Genomic DNA, 16,693 nt, shown 5'->3' with positions numbered 1-16,693 from the left:
CCTGACATGACCGAAATCGCCCGCATCATGCGCCTCGCACCCGTCATCCCGGTGCTGATCGTCGACGATCCCTCGCATGCGCGGCCGCTCGCCGAGGCGCTGGTCGCGGGCGGGCTGACGGTGCTCGAGGTGACGCTGCGCACCCCCTGCGCGCTCGAGGTCATCGCCGAGATGGCGAAGGTGCCCGGTGCGGTGGTCGGCGCAGGCACTGTGCTCAACTTTGCGCACCTCAAGGCGGCGCGCGATGCGGGGGCGCAGTTCATCGTCGCGCCGGGCCTGACCGAATCGCTGGGCCGCGCGGCGATCGACGACGGCGTCCCCTTCCTGCCCGGGATCGCAAATGCCGGCGACATCATGCGCGGGCTCGATCTCGGCCTGCGCCAGTTCAAGTTCTTCCCCGCCACCGCGAGCGGCGGCCTGCCCGTTCTGTCGGCCTTCGCGGCGGTGTTCGGCGACGTCGAATTCTGCCCGACAGGGGGCATTTCGGAGGCGACCGCGCCCGAGTGGCTGGCGAAACCTTTCGTAACCTGCGTCGGCGGGTCGTGGCTCGCGGGCCGCGGCGACACCGATTTCGCCGCCGTCCAGGCGCGCGCCACCGCCGCTGCGCGCCTCGCATGACCGCCACCCGCATCGCCATTGTCGGTGTCGGCAAGATCGCACGCGACCAGCACATCCCCGCGATCGAGGCGTCGCCCGACTTGACCCTGACCGCGACCGCGAGCCGCAACGGCCAAGTCGACGGCATCCCCGCCTACCCCGACATCGACGCGATGCTCGCCGCCGAGCCCGACCTGCAGGCGATCTCGCTGTGCCAGCCGCCGTCGGCGCGCCATGCCGCGGCACGCTCGGCAATCGCGGCCGGCAAGCATGTCTTCCTCGAAAAGCCCCCCGGCGCGACGCTGAGCGACGTCGAGGACCTGTGCGCCGCTGCTGACGCCGCCGGGGTGGTGCTGTTCGCCAGCTGGCACTCGCGCTGGGCGGCAGCGGTCGAGCCGGCGCGCGACTGGCTCGCAAGCCGCACGATCCGCAGCGTCGAGATCGCGTGGAAGGAGGATGTCCGCAAATGGCATCCGGGGCAGGACTGGATCTGGCAGCCCGGCGGCTTCGGCGTGTTCGATCCCGGCATCAACGCGCTGTCGATCCTGACGCGCATCCTGTCGGGCCCGGTGCGGCTCGAGGCGGCGACGATGGAGGTGCCGGCCAACCGCGCTTCCCCGATCGCCGCCGAGCTGACGATGCGCAGCGCTGGCGGCGCGCCGATCCACGCGGTGTTCGACTGGCGCCAGACGGGCCCGCAAAGTTGGGACATCAGCGTCGAGACCGACGGCGGCACGCTGGTGCTGGCGGACGGCGGCAACCGGCTGACCATCGACGGCGCTCCGCACGACGTGCCCGCCGACCGCGAGTATCCCGCACTCTACGACCGCTTCGCGAAGCTGATCGCCGAAGGGCGCAGCGACGTCGACCTCGCGCCGCTGACCCTCGTCGCCGACGCCTTCATGGTCGGCGCGCGGGTGACGACGGACGCTTTCGAGGACTGATCCCCTAGTGGTTGTCCCGCGGCATGCCCCGCGTCTGGGCGATGCGCTGGTATGCCTCCGCGCCTTCCAGGATCGCCCCGTCGCCGAGCTGCCCGACGACCTGACGCTGGATCTGCTGCCACGGGGTCTGTGACGCGGGGTAGCGATAGCCGCCCGCATCCGCCAGTTCCTGCCGCCGCGCCGCGAGCTCCGCATCGTCGATCAGGACATCGGCGGTGCCCTTGTACAGGTCGATGCGCACGCGGTCCCCGGTGCGGAGCAGCGCCAGCCCGCCGTTCGCGGCCGCCTCGGGGGAGGCGTTGAGGATCGATGGGCTGCCGCTCGTCCCCGACTGGCGGCCGTCGCCGATGCACGGCAGCGCGTGGACGCCGTCCATGATCAGGTGCGCGGGCGGGCGCATGTTGACCACCTCGGCGGCACCCGGATAACCGATCGGCCCGGCGCCGCGCATCACCAGCAGCGTCTCGGTCGTGATCCCCGTCGCGGGGTCGTCGATGCGCGCGTGATAGTCCTCCGGCCCGTCGAACACGACGACCGGCCCTTCGAACGCGTCGGGGTCGTCGGGGTTCGACAGATAGCGGTCGCGAAACTCGGCCTCGATCACGCTGGTCTTCATGATCGCGCTGTCGAACAAATTGCCGCGCAGCACGACGAAGCCCGCCGACGCCTTGAGCGGCCGCTCGAACGGGCGGATGACCTTTTCGTCCTCGATTCTGGCGTCACGGCAGTTTTCGCCGATCGTGCGGCCGTTGGCGGTCATCGCGCCTTCGGCGATCAGCCCCTGTCCAATCAGCTGGCCGACCACGGCGGGCACACCACCGGCATGGTAGAAATCCTCCCCCAGATACTCACCCGCGGGCTGCAGGTTGACGATCAGCGGGATGTCGAGGCCGTGCGACTGCCACGTCTGCAGCGGCAGGTCGACGCCGACGTGGCGCGCGATCGCGGTCAGATGGATCGGCGCGTTGGTCGACCCGCCGATCGCGGAATTCACGCGGATCGCGTTGAGGAACGCGTCGTGGGTCAGGATGTCGGAAGGCTTCAGGTCCTCGGCGACCATCTCGACGATGCGCTTGCCGGTGCGCCATGCGACCTCCTGCCGGTCGCGGTAGGGCGCGGGGATCGCCGCCGAGCCGGGCAGCGACATACCGAGCGCCTCGGTCAGGCTGTTCATCGTCGTCGCGGTGCCCATCGTGTTGCAATAGCCCGTCGACGGCGCCGACGAGGCGACGAGGCGGATGAACTCCTTGTCGTCGATCTCGCCCGCCGCGAGCAGCTGGCGCGCCTTCCAGACGATGGTGCCTGATCCGGTGCGCTCGCCCTTGTGCCAACCGTTGAGCATCGGCCCGACCGACAGTGCGATCGCCGGCAGGTTGACCGTCGCTGCGGCCATCAGGCAGGCGGGGGTCGTCTTGTCGCAACCGATGGTCAGCACGACGCCGTCGAGCGGATAGCCGTACAGCGTCTCGACGAGCCCCAGATAGGCGAGATTACGGTCGAGCCCTGCGGTCGGGCGCTTGCCGGTCTCCTGGATCGGGTGGACGGGAAATTCGATCGGGATGCCGCCGGCGTCGCGGATGCCCTCGCGGACGCGCTCGGCGAGGACCAGATGGTGGCGATTGCAGGGCGACAGGTCGGAACCCGTCTGCGCGATGCCGATGATCGGCCGCCCCGACTGCATCTCCTCCTGGCTCAGCCCGAAGTTGAGGTAGCGCTCGAGGTAGAGCGCGGTCATGTCGATATTGTCGGGATTGTCGAACCACGCGCGGCTGCGCAGCTTGGGCGTCGTGGTCTCGGACATTGGAAAGCGCTCCGCTCGAATCGTCGAGGCTAGTTAGGCCTCGGGCCGCCCGATCACAATAAGTCAGACAACATAGCGGGCGAGTGCGGCGCTGGCGCCCTGCCCGGCCAGCAGTGCCAGATGGTCGCCGAGCAGCGACTTAAGCTCGTCGTCGTGCGCGAAGGCGGACGGAAAGATCGCTGTGATCGCGGTCATCGCCTCGACCATGTCGCACGGGTCATCGCGGACGGCGGCAGCTGTGAGCGCGGCCAGCGGATCGTCGACCTTGTAGCTGCTGCCGTCATCAGTGCGCCCACCCTGCCAGCGCATCCACGCCGCGACCGCGAGCGCCAGCGCGTCGACGGGCAGTCCCTGCGCCCGTCGCTCGACGATCGGCGCGAGCAGGCGCTGCGGCAGCTTCTGCGACCCGTCCATCGCGATCTGGCGCGTCCGATGCTCGAGCGCAGGGTTGGCGAAGCGCGCCATCAGCGCGGCGCGATACGCGGCGAGGTTGAGCCCCGGCGGCGGATCGAGGGTCGCTGCGGCTTCGTCCCATAGTGCCTCGACGAAGCCCTGCCCGCCCGGCGCACCGACGACCTGATTGACGAAATCGAGGCCCTGCAGCCCGCCCAGATAGGCAATGCCCGAATGCGCGCCGTTGAGCAGGCGCAGCTTTGCCGCCTCCCAAGCCGCGACGTCTGCGGTCAGCTGGACGCCGAGCGCCTCGAGATCGGGGCGCGCGCCGGCGAAGCGGTCCTCGATCACCCATTGCGTAAAGGGCTCGGTCTTGACCATCGCGCGGTCCTCGAAGCCGCGGCCTGCGAGTGCCGAAATGTCTTCGGGCGTCGTCGCGGGCACGATACGGTCGACCATCGTCGAAGGGAAGGCGCCGTCGCGCGCGATCCAGTCGGCGAGGTCCGGATCGTGCGCGCGCGCCATCGCCAGCACCGCGCCGCGCAGCAGTCCGCCGTTGCCCGGCAGGTTGTCGCAGGAGATCACGGTGAACGGCGGCAGCCCTGCGCGGCGGCGCGCGGCCAGCCCCGCGACGATGAACCCCGGCGCGGTGCGCGGTGTGTCGAGCGACGCGAGGTCGTGCGCGACGTCCGGATCGTCGGTCAGCAGCGCACTGCTGGCACGGTCGATCGGATAGCCCTTCTCGGTGACCGTCAGCGTGACGATGTGCGTGTCAGGCGACGCCAGAGCCGCGATCACCGCCGCCGGGTTCTCGGGCGCAACAAGCACGTTCAGCACCGCGCCGATCACCCGCGTCGTCTCGCCCGCCCCATCGCGCACGACGAGCGTGTACAGCCCGTCCTGCGGCTCCAGCTGGTCACGGACGCCGGCCGAGCGCAGCGACACACCGGTGATGCCCCAGCGCAGGTCGCCGGCGCGCAGCGCATCGTCGAACACCACCGCCTGATGTGCGCGGTGGAAAGCGCCGATGCCGAGGTGCACGACGCCACGCCGCACCGCGCTGCGGTCGTAGGGCGGGCGCATCGCGTCGGCGATGGTCGCAGCTGACAGTCTCACGACCCGCCATGCTCCTGCGCGAACGCCGCCGCCGCGCCGAACAGGCCGGGCTGCGGGTGGGTCAGCAGCTTGACCGGGATCGCCGCCATCATCCCCTCAAACCGCCCCTTGGCGACGAAGCGCTGGCGAAACCCCGACTTCGGCAGGTGCGCCGCCAGCCGCAGCCCGAGGCCGCCGGCGATGACCAGCCCGTTGGCACCCTGCGTCAGCGCGATGTCGCCCGCCACCGACCCGAGGCTGAGGCAGAAGCGGTCGAGCGCCGCGGCCGCGAGACTGTCTTCACCCGCCAGCGCCGCCGCCCACAACGCCTTGTCGTCGGCGGGCGCGGTCGTCCGCCCCTCGAGCGCGGCGAGCGCGTCGTGAATATCGACGAGGCCCGGCCCCGCGACGATGCGCTCGACCGACACCCGGCGAAAGCGCTTGCGAAGGCGCTGCAGGATCGCATCCTCGATGCCGTCGAGCGGTGCGAAGTCGATGTGCCCGCCCTCGGTCGGCAGAACCTGATAGGGGCCGGTACCGCGCACGAGTTGCGCGACGCCGAGCCCGGTGCCGGGTCCGACGATGCTCGTCACGCCGGTCGCCGGCAGCGGCACGTCGGGACCGCACAGATGCGTCAGCGCGTCCGCCCCGACATGCGCGACGGCGTGGCCGACAGCGGTGAAATCGTTGCACAGGATGAAGCGGTCGACTCCGAGCTTCTCGCCGATCAGCGCCGGGCGGATGATCCACGGGTTGTTGGTCAGCTTGAGCACCTCGCCCTGCACCGGGCACGCCACGGCAATGGCGGCAGCGCGGGGCAGTGGATGACCGACGGCGTCGGCGAAGGCTTCCCAGGCGGTCTGCAGGCTGGCGTGCTCGACCGCCTTCATGACGACCGGCGGGGCCATGTCGACGACGCGCCCGCCGTCGATCTCGGCCAGCGCGAACCGCGCGTGCGTGCCGCCGATGTCGGCCGCGACGATCTGCATCATGATCTCCCGCTAGGGGCAACACGGCGGGAAGGGAATGGTGGACGCGGCAAGGATTGAACTTGCGACCCCTGCGATGTCAACACAGTGCTCTACCACTGAGCTACGCGTCCACTGTGGCGGGCTTTAAGACAGTTTCGCCGCACGACGCAACCCTCTTCGCGGCTGGCGGTTGCGGATTGCGCTGCTTAAAGTGCGCCTGTGCCCGATCCTGTCATCCCTGCCCCCGGCCATGTCTTCACCGGCGACCGGCACGGCGCGCTGCCGCTGGTCATCGCGTCGCCGCATTCGGGGCGCGATTATCCGCCCGAATTCCTTGCACGCACCCGGCTGACATTGGCGCAACTGCGGCGGGCCGAGGACCCCTATGTCGACACCTTGCTCGACGGTGCCGCAGCGCTGGGGGTACCGCGGCTCAGCGCGCGCTTCGGACGCAGCTGGCTCGACCTCAACCGCGCGCCCGACGAGCTCGACCCGGCGATGTACGTCGAGCCGCTCGACGCTCATGCCGACCAGGCGAGCGACCGCGTCGTCGCGGGGCTGGGGGTCGTGCCGCGGATCGCCGCGCAGGGCCTCGACATCTATCCCACGCGTCTGCGGGTCGACGATGCGCGTGCCCGCATCGCGTCGGTACACGCGCCGTGGCACGCGACGCTCGAGCGACTGACGATGGCCGCCCGCGACGTCCACGGTTACGCCATCCTGCTCGACTGCCACTCGATGCCGACCCCGCCGCCGGTCGCGGGCGGTGCGCCGCAGATCGTCATCGGCGACCTGCACGGGCGCAGCGCGGCGTCGGCGCTGGTCGCGCTGATCGAGGCGCATTTCCTGGGCTGCGGCCTGCGCGTCGCGCGTAACGTGCCTTATGCCGGCGGCTACACCACCGCGCACCACGGGCGGCCCGAGCACGGCATCCACGCGGTGCAGATCGAGATCGACCGCGCTCTGTACATGGATCCGCAGCGCCTGACGCGGCACATGGGCTTTGCAGCGGTTGCCGGGCACCTGCAGGGCCTCGTGGCGCACCTGCTCGCCGCCGCGCCGTCGCTTGGGCTCGGCCCACGCTTCGCCGAGGCCGCGGAGTAGAAAAAAGCCGCCCCGCGCGATGCGCGGAGCGGCCAAGGTTCAGGGAAGACACCGGGCGAAAGGGGGGGAACGCCCGGCTGAGACGGAGATGGGTAGGCGGATGCTGCGCTGCAACCCGGGGTTCTGAAAAATTGTGCGAATACGCGCCGCCGTTGGTCAGCGGGCGCGCTTCGCCACGACGCGCACCGTGACGGGCACCGCGAACGCCACATACTCAGCGGTCGCATCGCTCTCCAGGCCGATCTTCCAGGCACGCCGGTCGACGGTCAGCTGGCCGGTCACGGTCGCGGTGTCGCCGCTCTGTGCCAGCGTGAAGGGCAGTGTCACCGGCACCGCCTGTCCGCGGATCGTCAGCGCGCCGCTCGCGACGTAGCGGCCTGGCCCGGCGGCCACGACCTTGGTGGCGACGAAGCGCGCATTGCGCCCCGCCTTGACCGCGAACCAGTCGTCGCCGGGCAGCGAGCCGTCGACGGTCTTGTCGCCGGTCGTCGCGCTGGCGAGGTCGATGGTCACCGCGATCTTCGCCTTGGCAGGTGCTGCGGGATCGAAATCAATTGCCGCGGTCCAGCTGCGGAAAGTTCCCACAACGGGCTTTCCCAGCCAGGTCGCGGTGAAGCCGACACGGCTCTGCGCCGGCGCGACGGTCCACGGCACTGCCGCCGCCGGCACGGGGCCGAGCAGCAGGAGGGCTGCGAGTGCAGCCCTCATCGCCGGCCTTTCATCGACATGCGCGCGAAGATATCGTCGCGGTCGAAATACTGGTGCTTCAGCGCGGCGGCGACATGCAGGACGATCATCGCGACCGCGACCCACCCCAGGATGCCGTGGAAGTCGTGGTAGTTCCAGCCCGTCGGCGCGGGCAGCGGCGGCACCTCGAACAGGCCGTACCACAGCATCGGGAACTTGATCTTGGCGGTCGACGTCATCGCCCAGCCGCTGAGCGGCAGTGCGATCATCAGGACGTAGAAGCCCCAATGCGAAAGCTTCGCCAGCACGCGCTCGGCGGGAGTCATGTGATCGGGCAACGGCGGCGCCGGGTTCATCAGCCGCCACGCCAGCCGCAGCACCGCGAGCACCAGGATGGTGATGCCCGTCGACTTGTGCAGCTGCACCAGCGTGAAGAACAGCGACTTGTCGGCGTCCTCGATGATGTCGAACAACAGGCCGCCCGCGAGGTTGCCGATCAGCAGCACCGCAATCACCCAGTGGAAGGCGATCGCGACGCTCGAATAGCGGCTTCGCCCGGCGTGGATCGCCACGCTCAACCGGCCTTGTTGTATTCGGCCTCGATCTGCAATTCGACCTCGTCGCCGAGGAACTGCGTGCCGAAGGTCATGCCGAAGTCGGTGCGCTTGATCATGCCGCGCGCCGACACGCCGATCTTCTGCGTCTTCATCATCGCGTTCGGCGCCAGGCTGCCGTTCCACGTCGCGTCGAGCGTGACCGGCTTGGTGACGCCGCGCAGCGTCAAGTCGCCGGTGATCTTGCCGGTCTTGGGCCCCGTCGGCGTGATCTTCGTCGAGACGAACTTGATCTGGGGGAACTTGCCGCCGTCGAGGAAGCGCGCGTCGCCGCCGATCACCTTGTCGAAGTCCTCCTTCTCGGGGAACGGGAAGTCGGTGCGCACCGAATTGGCGTCGATCGTGACTTCAAGCTTGGAATTCTCGGGCTTGGCTGCGTCGAGCTGGACGGTCGAGGCGACCTTGGCGAAGCGCGCCGTGTACATCGACAGGCCGAGGTGCTTGACGCGCCACGTCACGCTGGTGTGCGTCAGGTCGACATCGTATTTGCCCGACGGGGCGTCGAGCGGCGCGGCAAGGGCCGGCGCGGCGGTGAGCAAGGCAAGCGAAACGATCAGCGCGCGCATCGACGAAGCTCCTGTAGTGGCGTGGAGCTCAGCCTAGCGCAGCGTCGCGCCCGCCGGAAGCAACTTCATTGTGCCTCCGGCGAAGCGCAGCTTGGTGTCAGGCGGTGGCCTGAGCGCCCGACTGCTTCTCGAACAGCCCGCCGATCTGCGCGAGACCGAACAGGTGCGCGTAGATCAGGCCCATCATGCCGTTCTGGACCATCTTGCGCGCCTGGTCGCCGCGGATGTTCTGCAGCTTCTCCTCGGCGACCATGCGGAAACCGCGGTAGATCGCGGGCTCGGGCATGTTCGGCTGCTGGATCGTCACTTCGCCGTCGATCAGCAGGTCGAGCTTTGCAAGCTCGTCCATAAAGCCGCGGGTGCGCGCAACGGCCTGCTCGAACTGCTCGCAGAACGCCAGGATCGACTTGGTCGACTCGCTCGGCTCGGTGCCGTTGAACAGCTTGTCCTCGGCTTCAGCCGTGACCTGGCCCGAGGTGTCGTCGAAGCACAGCGACAGCTCCTGCGTGTTCTCCTGCAGCTTCGCCAGCATGAACGGGTAGCGGCGCACGAACGCCGGGATATAGGCGCCCGCCTGCCAGGTGCCGTCGGCGTCGACGTAGAGGTTCTGCCCTTCGCTCAGGCCGACCAGCGCCAGCGGCGCAGGGTTGTCGCCCAAGCCGAAGACGATCGGGTAATGGCGCTGCACAATGGCGAACTCGTCGACGGTGACGGGGATGGCGTGCGTCACCTTGGCGAAGGCGAAGCCGTCGCGCTGCTTCAGGCCGTGGTTGGGGTGGAACTGCGAGGACAGCGGGACAAGCGAGCCGTAGAACAGGGGCAGCTGCTGGCCGGCATCTGCGGCGGGTGCGTTGGTAGCCATGAAACTGGATACTTTCGATACGGATGTTGCGAACCTAGACCCCCCGGGGGTCCGCGAAGCCGTGCGTTTAGGCAAGCCGCGCGGAACTGGCAAGCGGGGTCTAAACCACCTTGCCGGGGTTCATGATGCCGAGCGGGTCAAGCGCCGACTTGACTGCGCGCATCGCCGCAAGCTTCGCCGGATCACCGAGACGCGCCAGATCGGCACGCTTGATGCTGCCGATGCCGTGCTCGGCGGAAATCGAGCCGCCTGCCGCCGTCACGAGGTCGAAGACCAGGCCGGTCACCGCAGCACCGTGTGAGGCGACCCATGCCGCCGCGTCGCTGTCCGCCGGCGGGCGCACGTTGAAATGCAGATTGCCGTCGCCGAGGTGACCGAACGCCAGCACCCGCGCCCAGGCGAAGTCCGCCTCGACCCGCGCCGTCGCAGCCTCGGCGAACCCCGGCAGCGCGGCGACGGCGACCGCGATATCGTGGTGCAGCGACGGCCCGTCGCGCCGCTCGGCCTCGGGCAGTTCCTCGCGGATCCGCCACAGCGCTGCGGCCTGCGCGCTCGACTGGGCGATGACGGCATCCTCGATCTCGCCAGCCGCTGCCGCCTCGCCGAGCGCCGCCTCAAGCACCGCATCGAGCGTCGCCGCGCCCGCCAGTTCGATCAGCACGTGCCAGCGGTGCGGACTCGACAACGGCGCGCGGCGGTCGGCGATATGCTGGACGACGAGATCGACCCCGGCGGCGGGGATCAGCTCGAAGCTCTCGACCTGCCCGCCCGACGCACGGCGCAGGCGTGCCAGCAGTGCGAGGGCAGCGTGCGGCCCCTCGACGCCCGCCCAGGCGACCGCGCGGTGCGGCGGCGCGGGCACGAGGCGAAGAGCGGCGGCGGTGACGATGCCCAGCGTCCCCTCCCCGCCAATCAGCAGCTGCTTGATGTCGTAACCGCTGTTGTCCTTGGCGAGGCCGGTGATCTGGTCGAGGATCGACCCATCGGGCAGCACCGCCTCGATCCCTGCAACAAGCGCCCGCATCGTGCCGTGGCGCAGCACCTGCACCCCGCCGGCGTTGGTCGACACCAGCCCGCCGATCGTCGCGCTGCCCTTGGCGGCGAGCGACAGCGGGAACACGCACCCCTCCGCTAGCGCGGCGTCGTGGACCGTCGAGAGGATCACGCCGGCCTCGGCCGTCAGCGTCAGGCCCGCCGCATCGACCGCGCGGATGCGGTTCAGCCGCGCCAGCGACACCAGTACCGCACCCCCGCCCGCGTCGGGAATGCCGCCGCCGACCAGCCCGGTGTTCCCCCCCTGCGGGACGAGCGCGACGCGATATGCCGCCGCCGCCCGCACGATGGCCGCGACCGCCGCGGTCGTCGCGGGCATCAGCAGAAGTGGCGAATTCCCACGCACCTTGCCGCGCCAGTCGACGAGGTGCGGCGCGAGCGTCGCGGGATCGTCCGACCAGTTGCCCGCTGCCGCCTTCAGGGCGTCGAGCGCGGCGTCGGAAGGGATCGGCAGCATCCCCGGGACTTAGCGCGAGTGTGTCTTTCGGGCCAGTGTCGCGGCACTGATGCAAGGCGCATGCGAAAATTCATTTGGCGTTCAAGCCGCGCTGGCCAACGACGCCGGTTCGATGCGTATCCCCGATCTTTATGAATCTGCCGCCTGCGCCCTGGCCATGGCGCTGCTGACGCTGCCGGCACCTGCCGCGGCGGGCCTCTGGCCGTTCGGCAAGAAGAAGGTCGAGCGCATCAAGGTGGTGCCGCCCGCCGCACAGCCCGCGGCACCGGCGGAACAGCCGGTACGTCCGGCACCGCCCGCATCGGGGCGCGCGGCCTGCGTCGACGTCCGCCGCGTCGCCGCCGCGCAAGTGTTCGGTGATGCCTCGGTCGAACTGACGCTGCAGGGCGGCAAGCGCTGGCGCATGTACTTCGCCCAGGCCTGCCCGGCGCTGAGCTTCTACGACGGCTTCTACTACCGCCGCGCCGAGCAGGGGCGGTTGTGCGCCGGACGCGACGCGATCATCGCGCGGTCCGGAGGCGAGTGTGCGATCGCCAGCATCGTGCCGATCAAGGCGCTGAAGCGCCCGCGCCGCCAACGCTGAAATTGTTGCAGATCGGCCACGCTTGCGGCCGCACTTGGCCTGCAGCGTCCAAAGCGCCGCCTGCGCTGGACAAGCGCCGTCAAAGCCTGTTGTATCGGGTCCGAAGCCGCCGGTAGGTCCCGTGCGGTGTCGACGACTGCATGGGCAACATGTGCGGCGTCGCGGGCAAACAGGGGAGGATCGCCGCATGCGGCCTATCAATAATTTCACGCGCGCCATGCTCGTCTCGGGCGTTTCCGCGGCTGCGCTGCTCTCGATGCCCGCGGCCGCTCAGGCGCCGGCGGCACCGCCCGCCCCTGCCCCAGCTGCGGCCGCCCTCGACGAGTCGAGCGGCATCGACGACATCATCGTCACCGCCCAGCGCGTCGGCCAGAGCCTGCAGGACGTGCCGATCGCCGTCAGCGCCTTCACCGCCGAGGCGCTGGAGAAGCAACAGATCGACAACCCGTCGGATCTTCAGCTGACGCTGCCCAACGTCACCTTCACCAAGAGCAACTTCACCGGCTCCACCTTCACCATCCGCGGCGTTGGCGACCTGTGCGTCGGCGGCACCTGTGACAGCGCGACCGCGATCCACGCCAACGACCTGCCGCTGTTCGGTACGCGCCTGTTCGAGACCGAGTTCTTCGACATTGAGCGGGTCGAGGTGCTGCGCGGGCCCCAGGGCACGCTGTTCGGCCGCAACGCCACCGCGGGCGTCGTCAACTTCATCACCGCCAAGCCGGTGCTCGGCGAGTTCAAGGCCGGGATCGAAGGCGAGTACGGCAATTACGAATCGTACAAGGCCAAGGGCTTCATCAATATCCCGCTCGGCGAGAACCTGTCGGCGCGCGTCGCGGGCACGTACCTGAAGCGCGACGGCTACACGAAGAACCTGTTCGACAATTCGCGCATCGACGACCGCGACCAGTACGCGATCCGCGGCTCGCTCCGCTGGAAGCCGACCGACGCGACGACCATCGACCTGATGGGCTATTATTTCCGCGAGAGCGACAACCGCCTGCGCATCCAGAAGCAGCTGTGCGACCGCGACCCGACCGGCATCCTGGGCTGCCTGCCCAGCGGCGCCGCCTATGGCACGACCAACAACAACGCGACCTTCGTCGGCACCCTGTCGTCGCGCGAATTCCTGACGACCCAGGGCGGCGCCGCGATCGGCGCGCTCGGCCTCGGCAGCCTGTATGGCCCCGACACCTATCAGGGCAACGTCAACCCGGCCGACCCGCGCGTCGTCAACACCGACTTCACGCCGACCTATTTCACCGACGAAATCCAGGCGCAGGCGCGCATCACGCACGACTTCGGCGGCGTCAGCATCAAGATTTCGGGCCAATATCAGCAGAACCAGCTGCGCTCGTCGCAGGACTACAACCTGTCGGTGACCAACCGCGCCTTGTACGCACAGGGCCTCGGCACGCTCGCCGCCTATGCGGGCGGTGCGGGCGGCGCGGCGCTCGCCAACGTCTTCAGGCCGGTTGCCAGTGCGCTCATCCCGAACGGCCCGACCGGCCAGCTGTGCTCGTCGCTGCCCGAGCCGACCGGCACCGGCGTTTTCGGCGGCAACGGTGTCTGCTCGGCGACCGCGCAGGACTACGACCGGTCGAGCTACAAGAACAAGGCGTATACCGGCGAGGCAGTGCTCTCCAGCCAGTTCGACGGCGCCTTCAACTTCCTGCTCGGCGCGATCTACAACCGGGTCGAGACGACCGACGTCGACTATTATGTCAACGCGTTCGGCATCGACTATATCGCCGGCGTCCTCGGTGCGGCGACGGCGCTGGGCCAGCAGGGGGCGGGCAACACCAGCTTCCCGCCGGTCTATCTCGGCTCGCCGTTCTTCCGTAACAACCAGAAGGACTTCACGCTCAAGTCCTACGGCATCTTCGGCGAGGCCTATTACAACCTGACCGACACGGTGAAGGTGACCGTCGGCGTCCGCTACAACAACGACAAGAAGTTCGTGCGCCAGCGCACCGCGCTCGCCGCCTTCCCGGTGCCGTACAGCGCGACCGACGCCTTCAACTCGCCGTTCGTCGGCAGCTTCGACGCCGATCCGGGCCGCGCCGGCAACCAGCTGTTCCAAGAGCGCGACGCCAACTTCTCTGAGTTCACCGGGCGCGCCGTGGTCGACTGGAAGATCACCGACGACAACCTGCTCTACGCATCCTACTCGCGCGGCTACAAGTCGGGCGGCGTGAACCCGCCGCTGTCGCCAGTGTTCGCGGTGACCGACAGCTTCGACCCCGAGTTCATCGACGCCTTCGAGGTCGGGTCGAAGAACAGCTTCCTCGACGGCACGCTGCGCCTCAACGCAACCGCCTTCTACTACAAGTACAAGGGGCTGCAGCTCAGCCGCATCGTCGCGCGGACGTCGGTCAACGACAACGTCAACGCCAACATCTACGGCCTAGAGATCGACGCGATCGTCGCGCCGATCCGCGCCCTCGTCCTCAACTTCGGCATCAGCTACCTCCACACCAAGGTCGCGCAGGACAAGTTCCTGTCGAACCCGCGCGATCCGTCGGGCGGCCGCAGCGACGCGGTGATCATCAAGGACATCGCCAACGGCTCGAACTGCACCGTCGTGCCGACCACGGCGGGCAATGCGGCGGGTGCCAATGCCTTCGTCGGGTTCGTCAACAATACGATCAACGCCGGTGGTATCCCGGGCCTGATGGCCGGCGCGGGCTTGCGCGCCCCGACCGCCTTCCCGGCGGGCAGCGGCATCAACGGCGCGACGGGCGCATTCAGCGTCTGCGCGGCGCTGACCGGTGTCGCGGCGGCGGCTGGCGCGAACTTCGGCGGCATCCAGGTGCTGAGCGAGGGTCAGACCGTCAACATCAAGGGCAACGAGCTGCCGCAGTCGCCGAACTACAAGGCGTCGGCGGGCATCCAGTACACGGCCGACGTCGGCAGCAACGGCTGGTCGGTCGTGCCGCGCTTCGACATCGTGCTGACCGGCGACAGCTTCGGCAGCGTCTTCAACGGCGACACGCCCGGCCAGACGAAGCTGATCAACCGCATCCCGAGCTACACGATCATGAATGCGCAGATCCAACTCAACGGCCCCGGCGAGCGCTGGTTCGTCCGCGGCTTCGTCCAGAACCTGGGCGACAACGACGCGGTGACCGGCCAGTACGTCACCGACCAGTCGTCGGGCCTGTTCACCAACATCTTCACCCTCGAACCGCGCCGCTACGGCATCGCGGCGGGCGTCAAGTTCTAGCCTTCCCGCTGGTCAGCAGGGGCAAGGGCGGGGAGCAATCCCCGCCCTTTTCTTAGGGCCAACATTGACTTTTCCCTCAAAGCTTGCGCATGCGCGGGCCGGGTGCGCGATACCGCCGCCACTGACCTAGGATTTGCATGAGTTTCGAAGCCCTCGGCCTGTCGGAGGAATTGCTCCGCGCCGTCGCAGACAGCGGATACACGACCCCGTCGCCGATCCAGCAGCAGGCCATTCCGTCGGTCCTGATGGGCCGCGATATCGTCGGTGTCGCACAGACCGGCACCGGCAAGACGGCGTCGTTCGTGCTGCCGATGATCGACATCCTGGCGGGCTCGCGCAGCCGGGCGCGCATGCCGCGCTCGCTGATCCTCGAGCCGACGCGCGAACTGGCGCAGCAGGTCAGCGAGAATTTCGACAAGTATGGCAAGTATCACAAGCTCAGCATGGCGCTGCTGATCGGCGGCGTGTCGATGGGCGACCAGCTCGCGGCGCTGGAAAAGGGCGTCGACGTGCTGATCGCGACGCCGGGCCGCCTGATGGACCTGTTCGGGCGCGGCAAGATCATGTTGAACCAGTGCAGCCTGCTCGTCATCGACGAGGCCGACCGCATGCTCGACATGGGGTTCATCCCCGACATCGAGGAAATCTGCACCAAGCTGCCGACGCCGCGCCAGACCCTGTTGTTCTCGGCCACCATGCCCGCGCCGATCAAGAAGCTCGCCGACCGCTTCATGACCGATCCCAAGACGATCGAGGTCGCGCGGCCAGCCTCCACCAACGCGTCGATCGCGCAGTTCGTCGTCGAGACGACCAGCCGCGGCAAGCGCGAGGCGCTGCGCAAGCTGCTGCGCGACGACGAGGTCCGCAACGCCATCGTGTTCTGCAACCGCAAGAAGGACGTCCGCGAGCTCGCCGACGTGCTCAAGAAGGCGGGCTTCAGCGCCGGCCAGATCCACGGCGACATGGAACAGGGCGACCGCATCCGCGAGCTCGACCGCTTCAAGTCGGGCGAGATCCTGATCCTCGTCGCCTCCGACGTCGCGGCACGCGGCCTCGACGTTCCGGGCGTCAGCCATGTCGTGAATTACGACGTGCCGCACCATGCCGAGGATTATGTCCACCGCATCGGCCGCACCGGCCGCGCCGGGCGCACGGGCATTGCCTACACGCTGATGACCCCCGACGAGGACGAGAACCTCCGCGAGGTCGAGAAGCTGATCGGCCACAAGGTGCCCCGCCACGGTGCCGTCGCCGCCGCGCCCGAGGAAGTCGCCGAGGTCGCCGAAGTGCTCGCGGTCCCGACCGACGCCGTTGCCGACCCCGAGGCCCTGCAGGAAGAGCGCGCCCCGCGCGCTGATGGCGAAGCGCCGCGAAAGCGCCGCCGTCGCGGCGGCAAGGGTCGCAGCGGTGGCGAGCGTGCCGAGCAGGCTGTCGAGGCGGCCGCTCCGGTCGCCGAGGCCCCTGCCCCGCGCAGCGAGCCGCGCGAGGAGCGCCCCGCCCCGCCCCGCCGTGAGCGCGAGCCCGAGCGTGGCCGCACGTCCGATCGTGGGCGCGAGTCCGATCGTGGCCGTGGCCGTCGCGAAGATGGCGACGATCGTCGCGGCCGCCGCGACGACGGCGACGGACCCAGCTTCGTCGGGTTCGGCGAGGAAGGCATCCCGTCGTTCCTGCTTGCCAAGGCGACCGTCGTCATCTGACGCCTTCCGGTCGCGCGCAAAGCTGCTAGGGTTGACGCAAACG

14 protein-coding genes and 1 tRNA gene are annotated in these 16,693 nt (G+C 69.1%); 6 read left to right on the top strand and 9 right to left on the bottom strand.

Annotated features, from left to right (window positions below):
* Positions 1-6: 6 nt before the first annotated feature.
* Complete coding sequence (gene eda / locus FMM06_RS06675) at positions 7-618, top strand: bifunctional 4-hydroxy-2-oxoglutarate aldolase/2-dehydro-3-deoxy-phosphogluconate aldolase (RefSeq protein WP_144236505.1); 612 nt, start codon at positions 7-9, stop codon at positions 616-618.
* On the top strand, positions 615-1,541 hold the full coding sequence (locus FMM06_RS06670) for a Gfo/Idh/MocA family protein (RefSeq protein ID WP_144236504.1): 927 nt from the start codon (positions 615-617) through the stop codon (positions 1,539-1,541). Before eda ends, FMM06_RS06670 begins: the two co-directional genes overlap by 4 nt.
* A gap of 4 nt (positions 1,542-1,545) precedes the next feature.
* Here the strand turns inward: FMM06_RS06670 and FMM06_RS06665 are convergent, their stop codons facing one another.
* The 4 genes from FMM06_RS06665 to FMM06_RS06650 all read right to left on the bottom strand — a co-directional run bounded on the left by FMM06_RS06665 (position 1,546) and on the right by FMM06_RS06650 (position 5,932).
* On the bottom strand, positions 1,546-3,342 hold the full coding sequence (locus FMM06_RS06665; RefSeq protein ID WP_144236503.1) for an IlvD/Edd family dehydratase: 1,797 nt from the start codon (positions 3,340-3,342) through the stop codon (positions 1,546-1,548).
* Between the two features lie 63 nt (positions 3,343-3,405).
* On the bottom strand, positions 3,406-4,818 hold the full coding sequence (locus FMM06_RS06660; protein WP_144237118.1) for a mannitol dehydrogenase family protein: 1,413 nt from the start codon (positions 4,816-4,818) through the stop codon (positions 3,406-3,408).
* Positions 4,819-4,847: 29 nt separating this feature from the next.
* Entirely contained in the window at positions 4,848-5,819 is a 972-nt protein-coding gene (gene glk, locus FMM06_RS06655) for a glucokinase (protein WP_207790274.1), read from the bottom strand.
* 38 nt (positions 5,820-5,857) lie between these two features.
* Positions 5,858-5,932, bottom strand: a tRNA-Val gene (locus FMM06_RS06650).
* An 88-nt stretch (positions 5,933-6,020) separates the two neighbouring features.
* Here FMM06_RS06650 and FMM06_RS06645 point away from each other — a divergent pair.
* Positions 6,021-6,905, top strand: coding sequence for an N-formylglutamate amidohydrolase (locus FMM06_RS06645; protein ID WP_144236501.1), 885 nt, complete (start codon positions 6,021-6,023; stop codon positions 6,903-6,905).
* Between the two features lie 156 nt (positions 6,906-7,061).
* On the opposite strand, the gene FMM06_RS06640 is transcribed toward FMM06_RS06645, so the two are convergent.
* The 5 genes from FMM06_RS06640 to FMM06_RS06620 form a co-directional block, all read right to left on the bottom strand.
* A complete protein-coding gene (locus FMM06_RS06640) occupies positions 7,062-7,613 on the bottom strand; it encodes a YceI family protein (protein WP_144236500.1) in 552 nt (183 codons plus the stop codon).
* Positions 7,610-8,164 (bottom strand): cytochrome b, encoded by a 555-nt coding sequence (locus tag FMM06_RS06635; protein WP_144236499.1) that lies wholly within the window; start codon positions 8,162-8,164, stop codon positions 7,610-7,612. Before FMM06_RS06635 ends, FMM06_RS06640 begins: the two co-directional genes overlap by 4 nt.
* A gap of 2 nt (positions 8,165-8,166) precedes the next feature.
* A complete protein-coding gene (locus tag FMM06_RS06630; protein WP_144236498.1) occupies positions 8,167-8,772 on the bottom strand; it encodes a YceI family protein in 606 nt (201 codons plus the stop codon).
* 97 nt (positions 8,773-8,869) lie between these two features.
* Positions 8,870-9,634: a SapC family protein gene (locus FMM06_RS06625; RefSeq protein WP_144236497.1), complete on the bottom strand. Its 765-nt coding sequence runs from the start codon at positions 9,632-9,634 to the stop codon at positions 8,870-8,872.
* Between the two features lie 100 nt (positions 9,635-9,734).
* Positions 9,735-11,144 carry an FAD-binding oxidoreductase gene (locus FMM06_RS06620; RefSeq protein ID WP_144236496.1) on the bottom strand — a complete coding sequence of 470 codons (1,410 nt, stop codon included), beginning with the start codon at positions 11,142-11,144 and terminating at the stop codon, positions 9,735-9,737.
* A 157-nt stretch (positions 11,145-11,301) separates the two neighbouring features.
* On the opposite strand from FMM06_RS06620, the gene FMM06_RS06615 reads away from it, so the two are divergent.
* The 3 genes from FMM06_RS06615 (at position 11,302) to FMM06_RS06605 (ending at position 16,650) form a co-directional block, all read left to right on the top strand.
* Complete coding sequence (locus tag FMM06_RS06615; protein WP_144236495.1) at positions 11,302-11,727, top strand: hypothetical protein; 426 nt, start codon at positions 11,302-11,304, stop codon at positions 11,725-11,727.
* A 187-nt stretch (positions 11,728-11,914) separates the two neighbouring features.
* Positions 11,915-14,953 carry a TonB-dependent receptor gene (locus tag FMM06_RS06610; RefSeq protein WP_144236494.1) on the top strand — a complete coding sequence of 1,013 codons (3,039 nt, stop codon included), beginning with the start codon at positions 11,915-11,917 and terminating at the stop codon, positions 14,951-14,953.
* A gap of 137 nt (positions 14,954-15,090) precedes the next feature.
* A complete protein-coding gene (locus tag FMM06_RS06605) occupies positions 15,091-16,650 on the top strand; it encodes a DEAD/DEAH box helicase (protein ID WP_144236493.1) in 1,560 nt (519 codons plus the stop codon).
* The last annotated feature ends 43 nt before the right edge of the window (positions 16,651-16,693 follow it).

The organism is Glacieibacterium frigidum (genome assembly GCF_007097155.1).
In the GTDB taxonomy this organism is placed as follows: domain Bacteria; phylum Pseudomonadota; class Alphaproteobacteria; order Sphingomonadales; family Sphingomonadaceae; genus Glacieibacterium; species Glacieibacterium frigidum.
Note: the sequence above shows the minus strand (reverse complement) of the source record. Positions and strands in the feature narration are given on the sequence as shown.

What these genes read in the sequence shown, in the direction of transcription:
- eda (WP_144236505.1), top strand. Translation starts at nt 7, where the DNA reads ATGACCGAAATCGCCCGCATCATGCGCCTCGCACCCGTCATCCCGGTG.
- FMM06_RS06670 (WP_144236504.1), top strand. Translation starts at nt 615, where the DNA reads ATGACCGCCACCCGCATCGCCATTGTCGGTGTCGGCAAGATCGCACGC.
- FMM06_RS06665 (WP_144236503.1), bottom strand. Translation starts at nt 3,342, where the DNA reads ATGTCCGAGACCACGACGCCCAAGCTGCGCAGCCGCGCGTGGTTCGAC.
- FMM06_RS06660 (WP_144237118.1), bottom strand. Translation starts at nt 4,818, where the DNA reads ATGCGCCCGCCCTACGACCGCAGCGCGGTGCGGCGTGGCGTCGTGCAC.
- glk (WP_207790274.1), bottom strand. Translation starts at nt 5,819, where the DNA reads ATGCAGATCGTCGCGGCCGACATCGGCGGCACGCACGCGCGGTTCGCG.
- FMM06_RS06640 (WP_144236500.1), bottom strand. Translation starts at nt 7,613, where the DNA reads ATGAGGGCTGCACTCGCAGCCCTCCTGCTGCTCGGCCCCGTGCCGGCG.
- FMM06_RS06630 (WP_144236498.1), bottom strand. Translation starts at nt 8,772, where the DNA reads ATGCGCGCGCTGATCGTTTCGCTTGCCTTGCTCACCGCCGCGCCGGCC.
- FMM06_RS06625 (WP_144236497.1), bottom strand. Translation starts at nt 9,634, where the DNA reads ATGGCTACCAACGCACCCGCCGCAGATGCCGGCCAGCAGCTGCCCCTG.
- FMM06_RS06620 (WP_144236496.1), bottom strand. Translation starts at nt 11,144, where the DNA reads ATGCTGCCGATCCCTTCCGACGCCGCGCTCGACGCCCTGAAGGCGGCA.
- FMM06_RS06615 (WP_144236495.1), top strand. Translation starts at nt 11,302, where the DNA reads ATGGCGCTGCTGACGCTGCCGGCACCTGCCGCGGCGGGCCTCTGGCCG.
- FMM06_RS06610 (WP_144236494.1), top strand. Translation starts at nt 11,915, where the DNA reads ATGCGGCCTATCAATAATTTCACGCGCGCCATGCTCGTCTCGGGCGTT.
- FMM06_RS06605 (WP_144236493.1), top strand. Translation starts at nt 15,091, where the DNA reads ATGAGTTTCGAAGCCCTCGGCCTGTCGGAGGAATTGCTCCGCGCCGTC.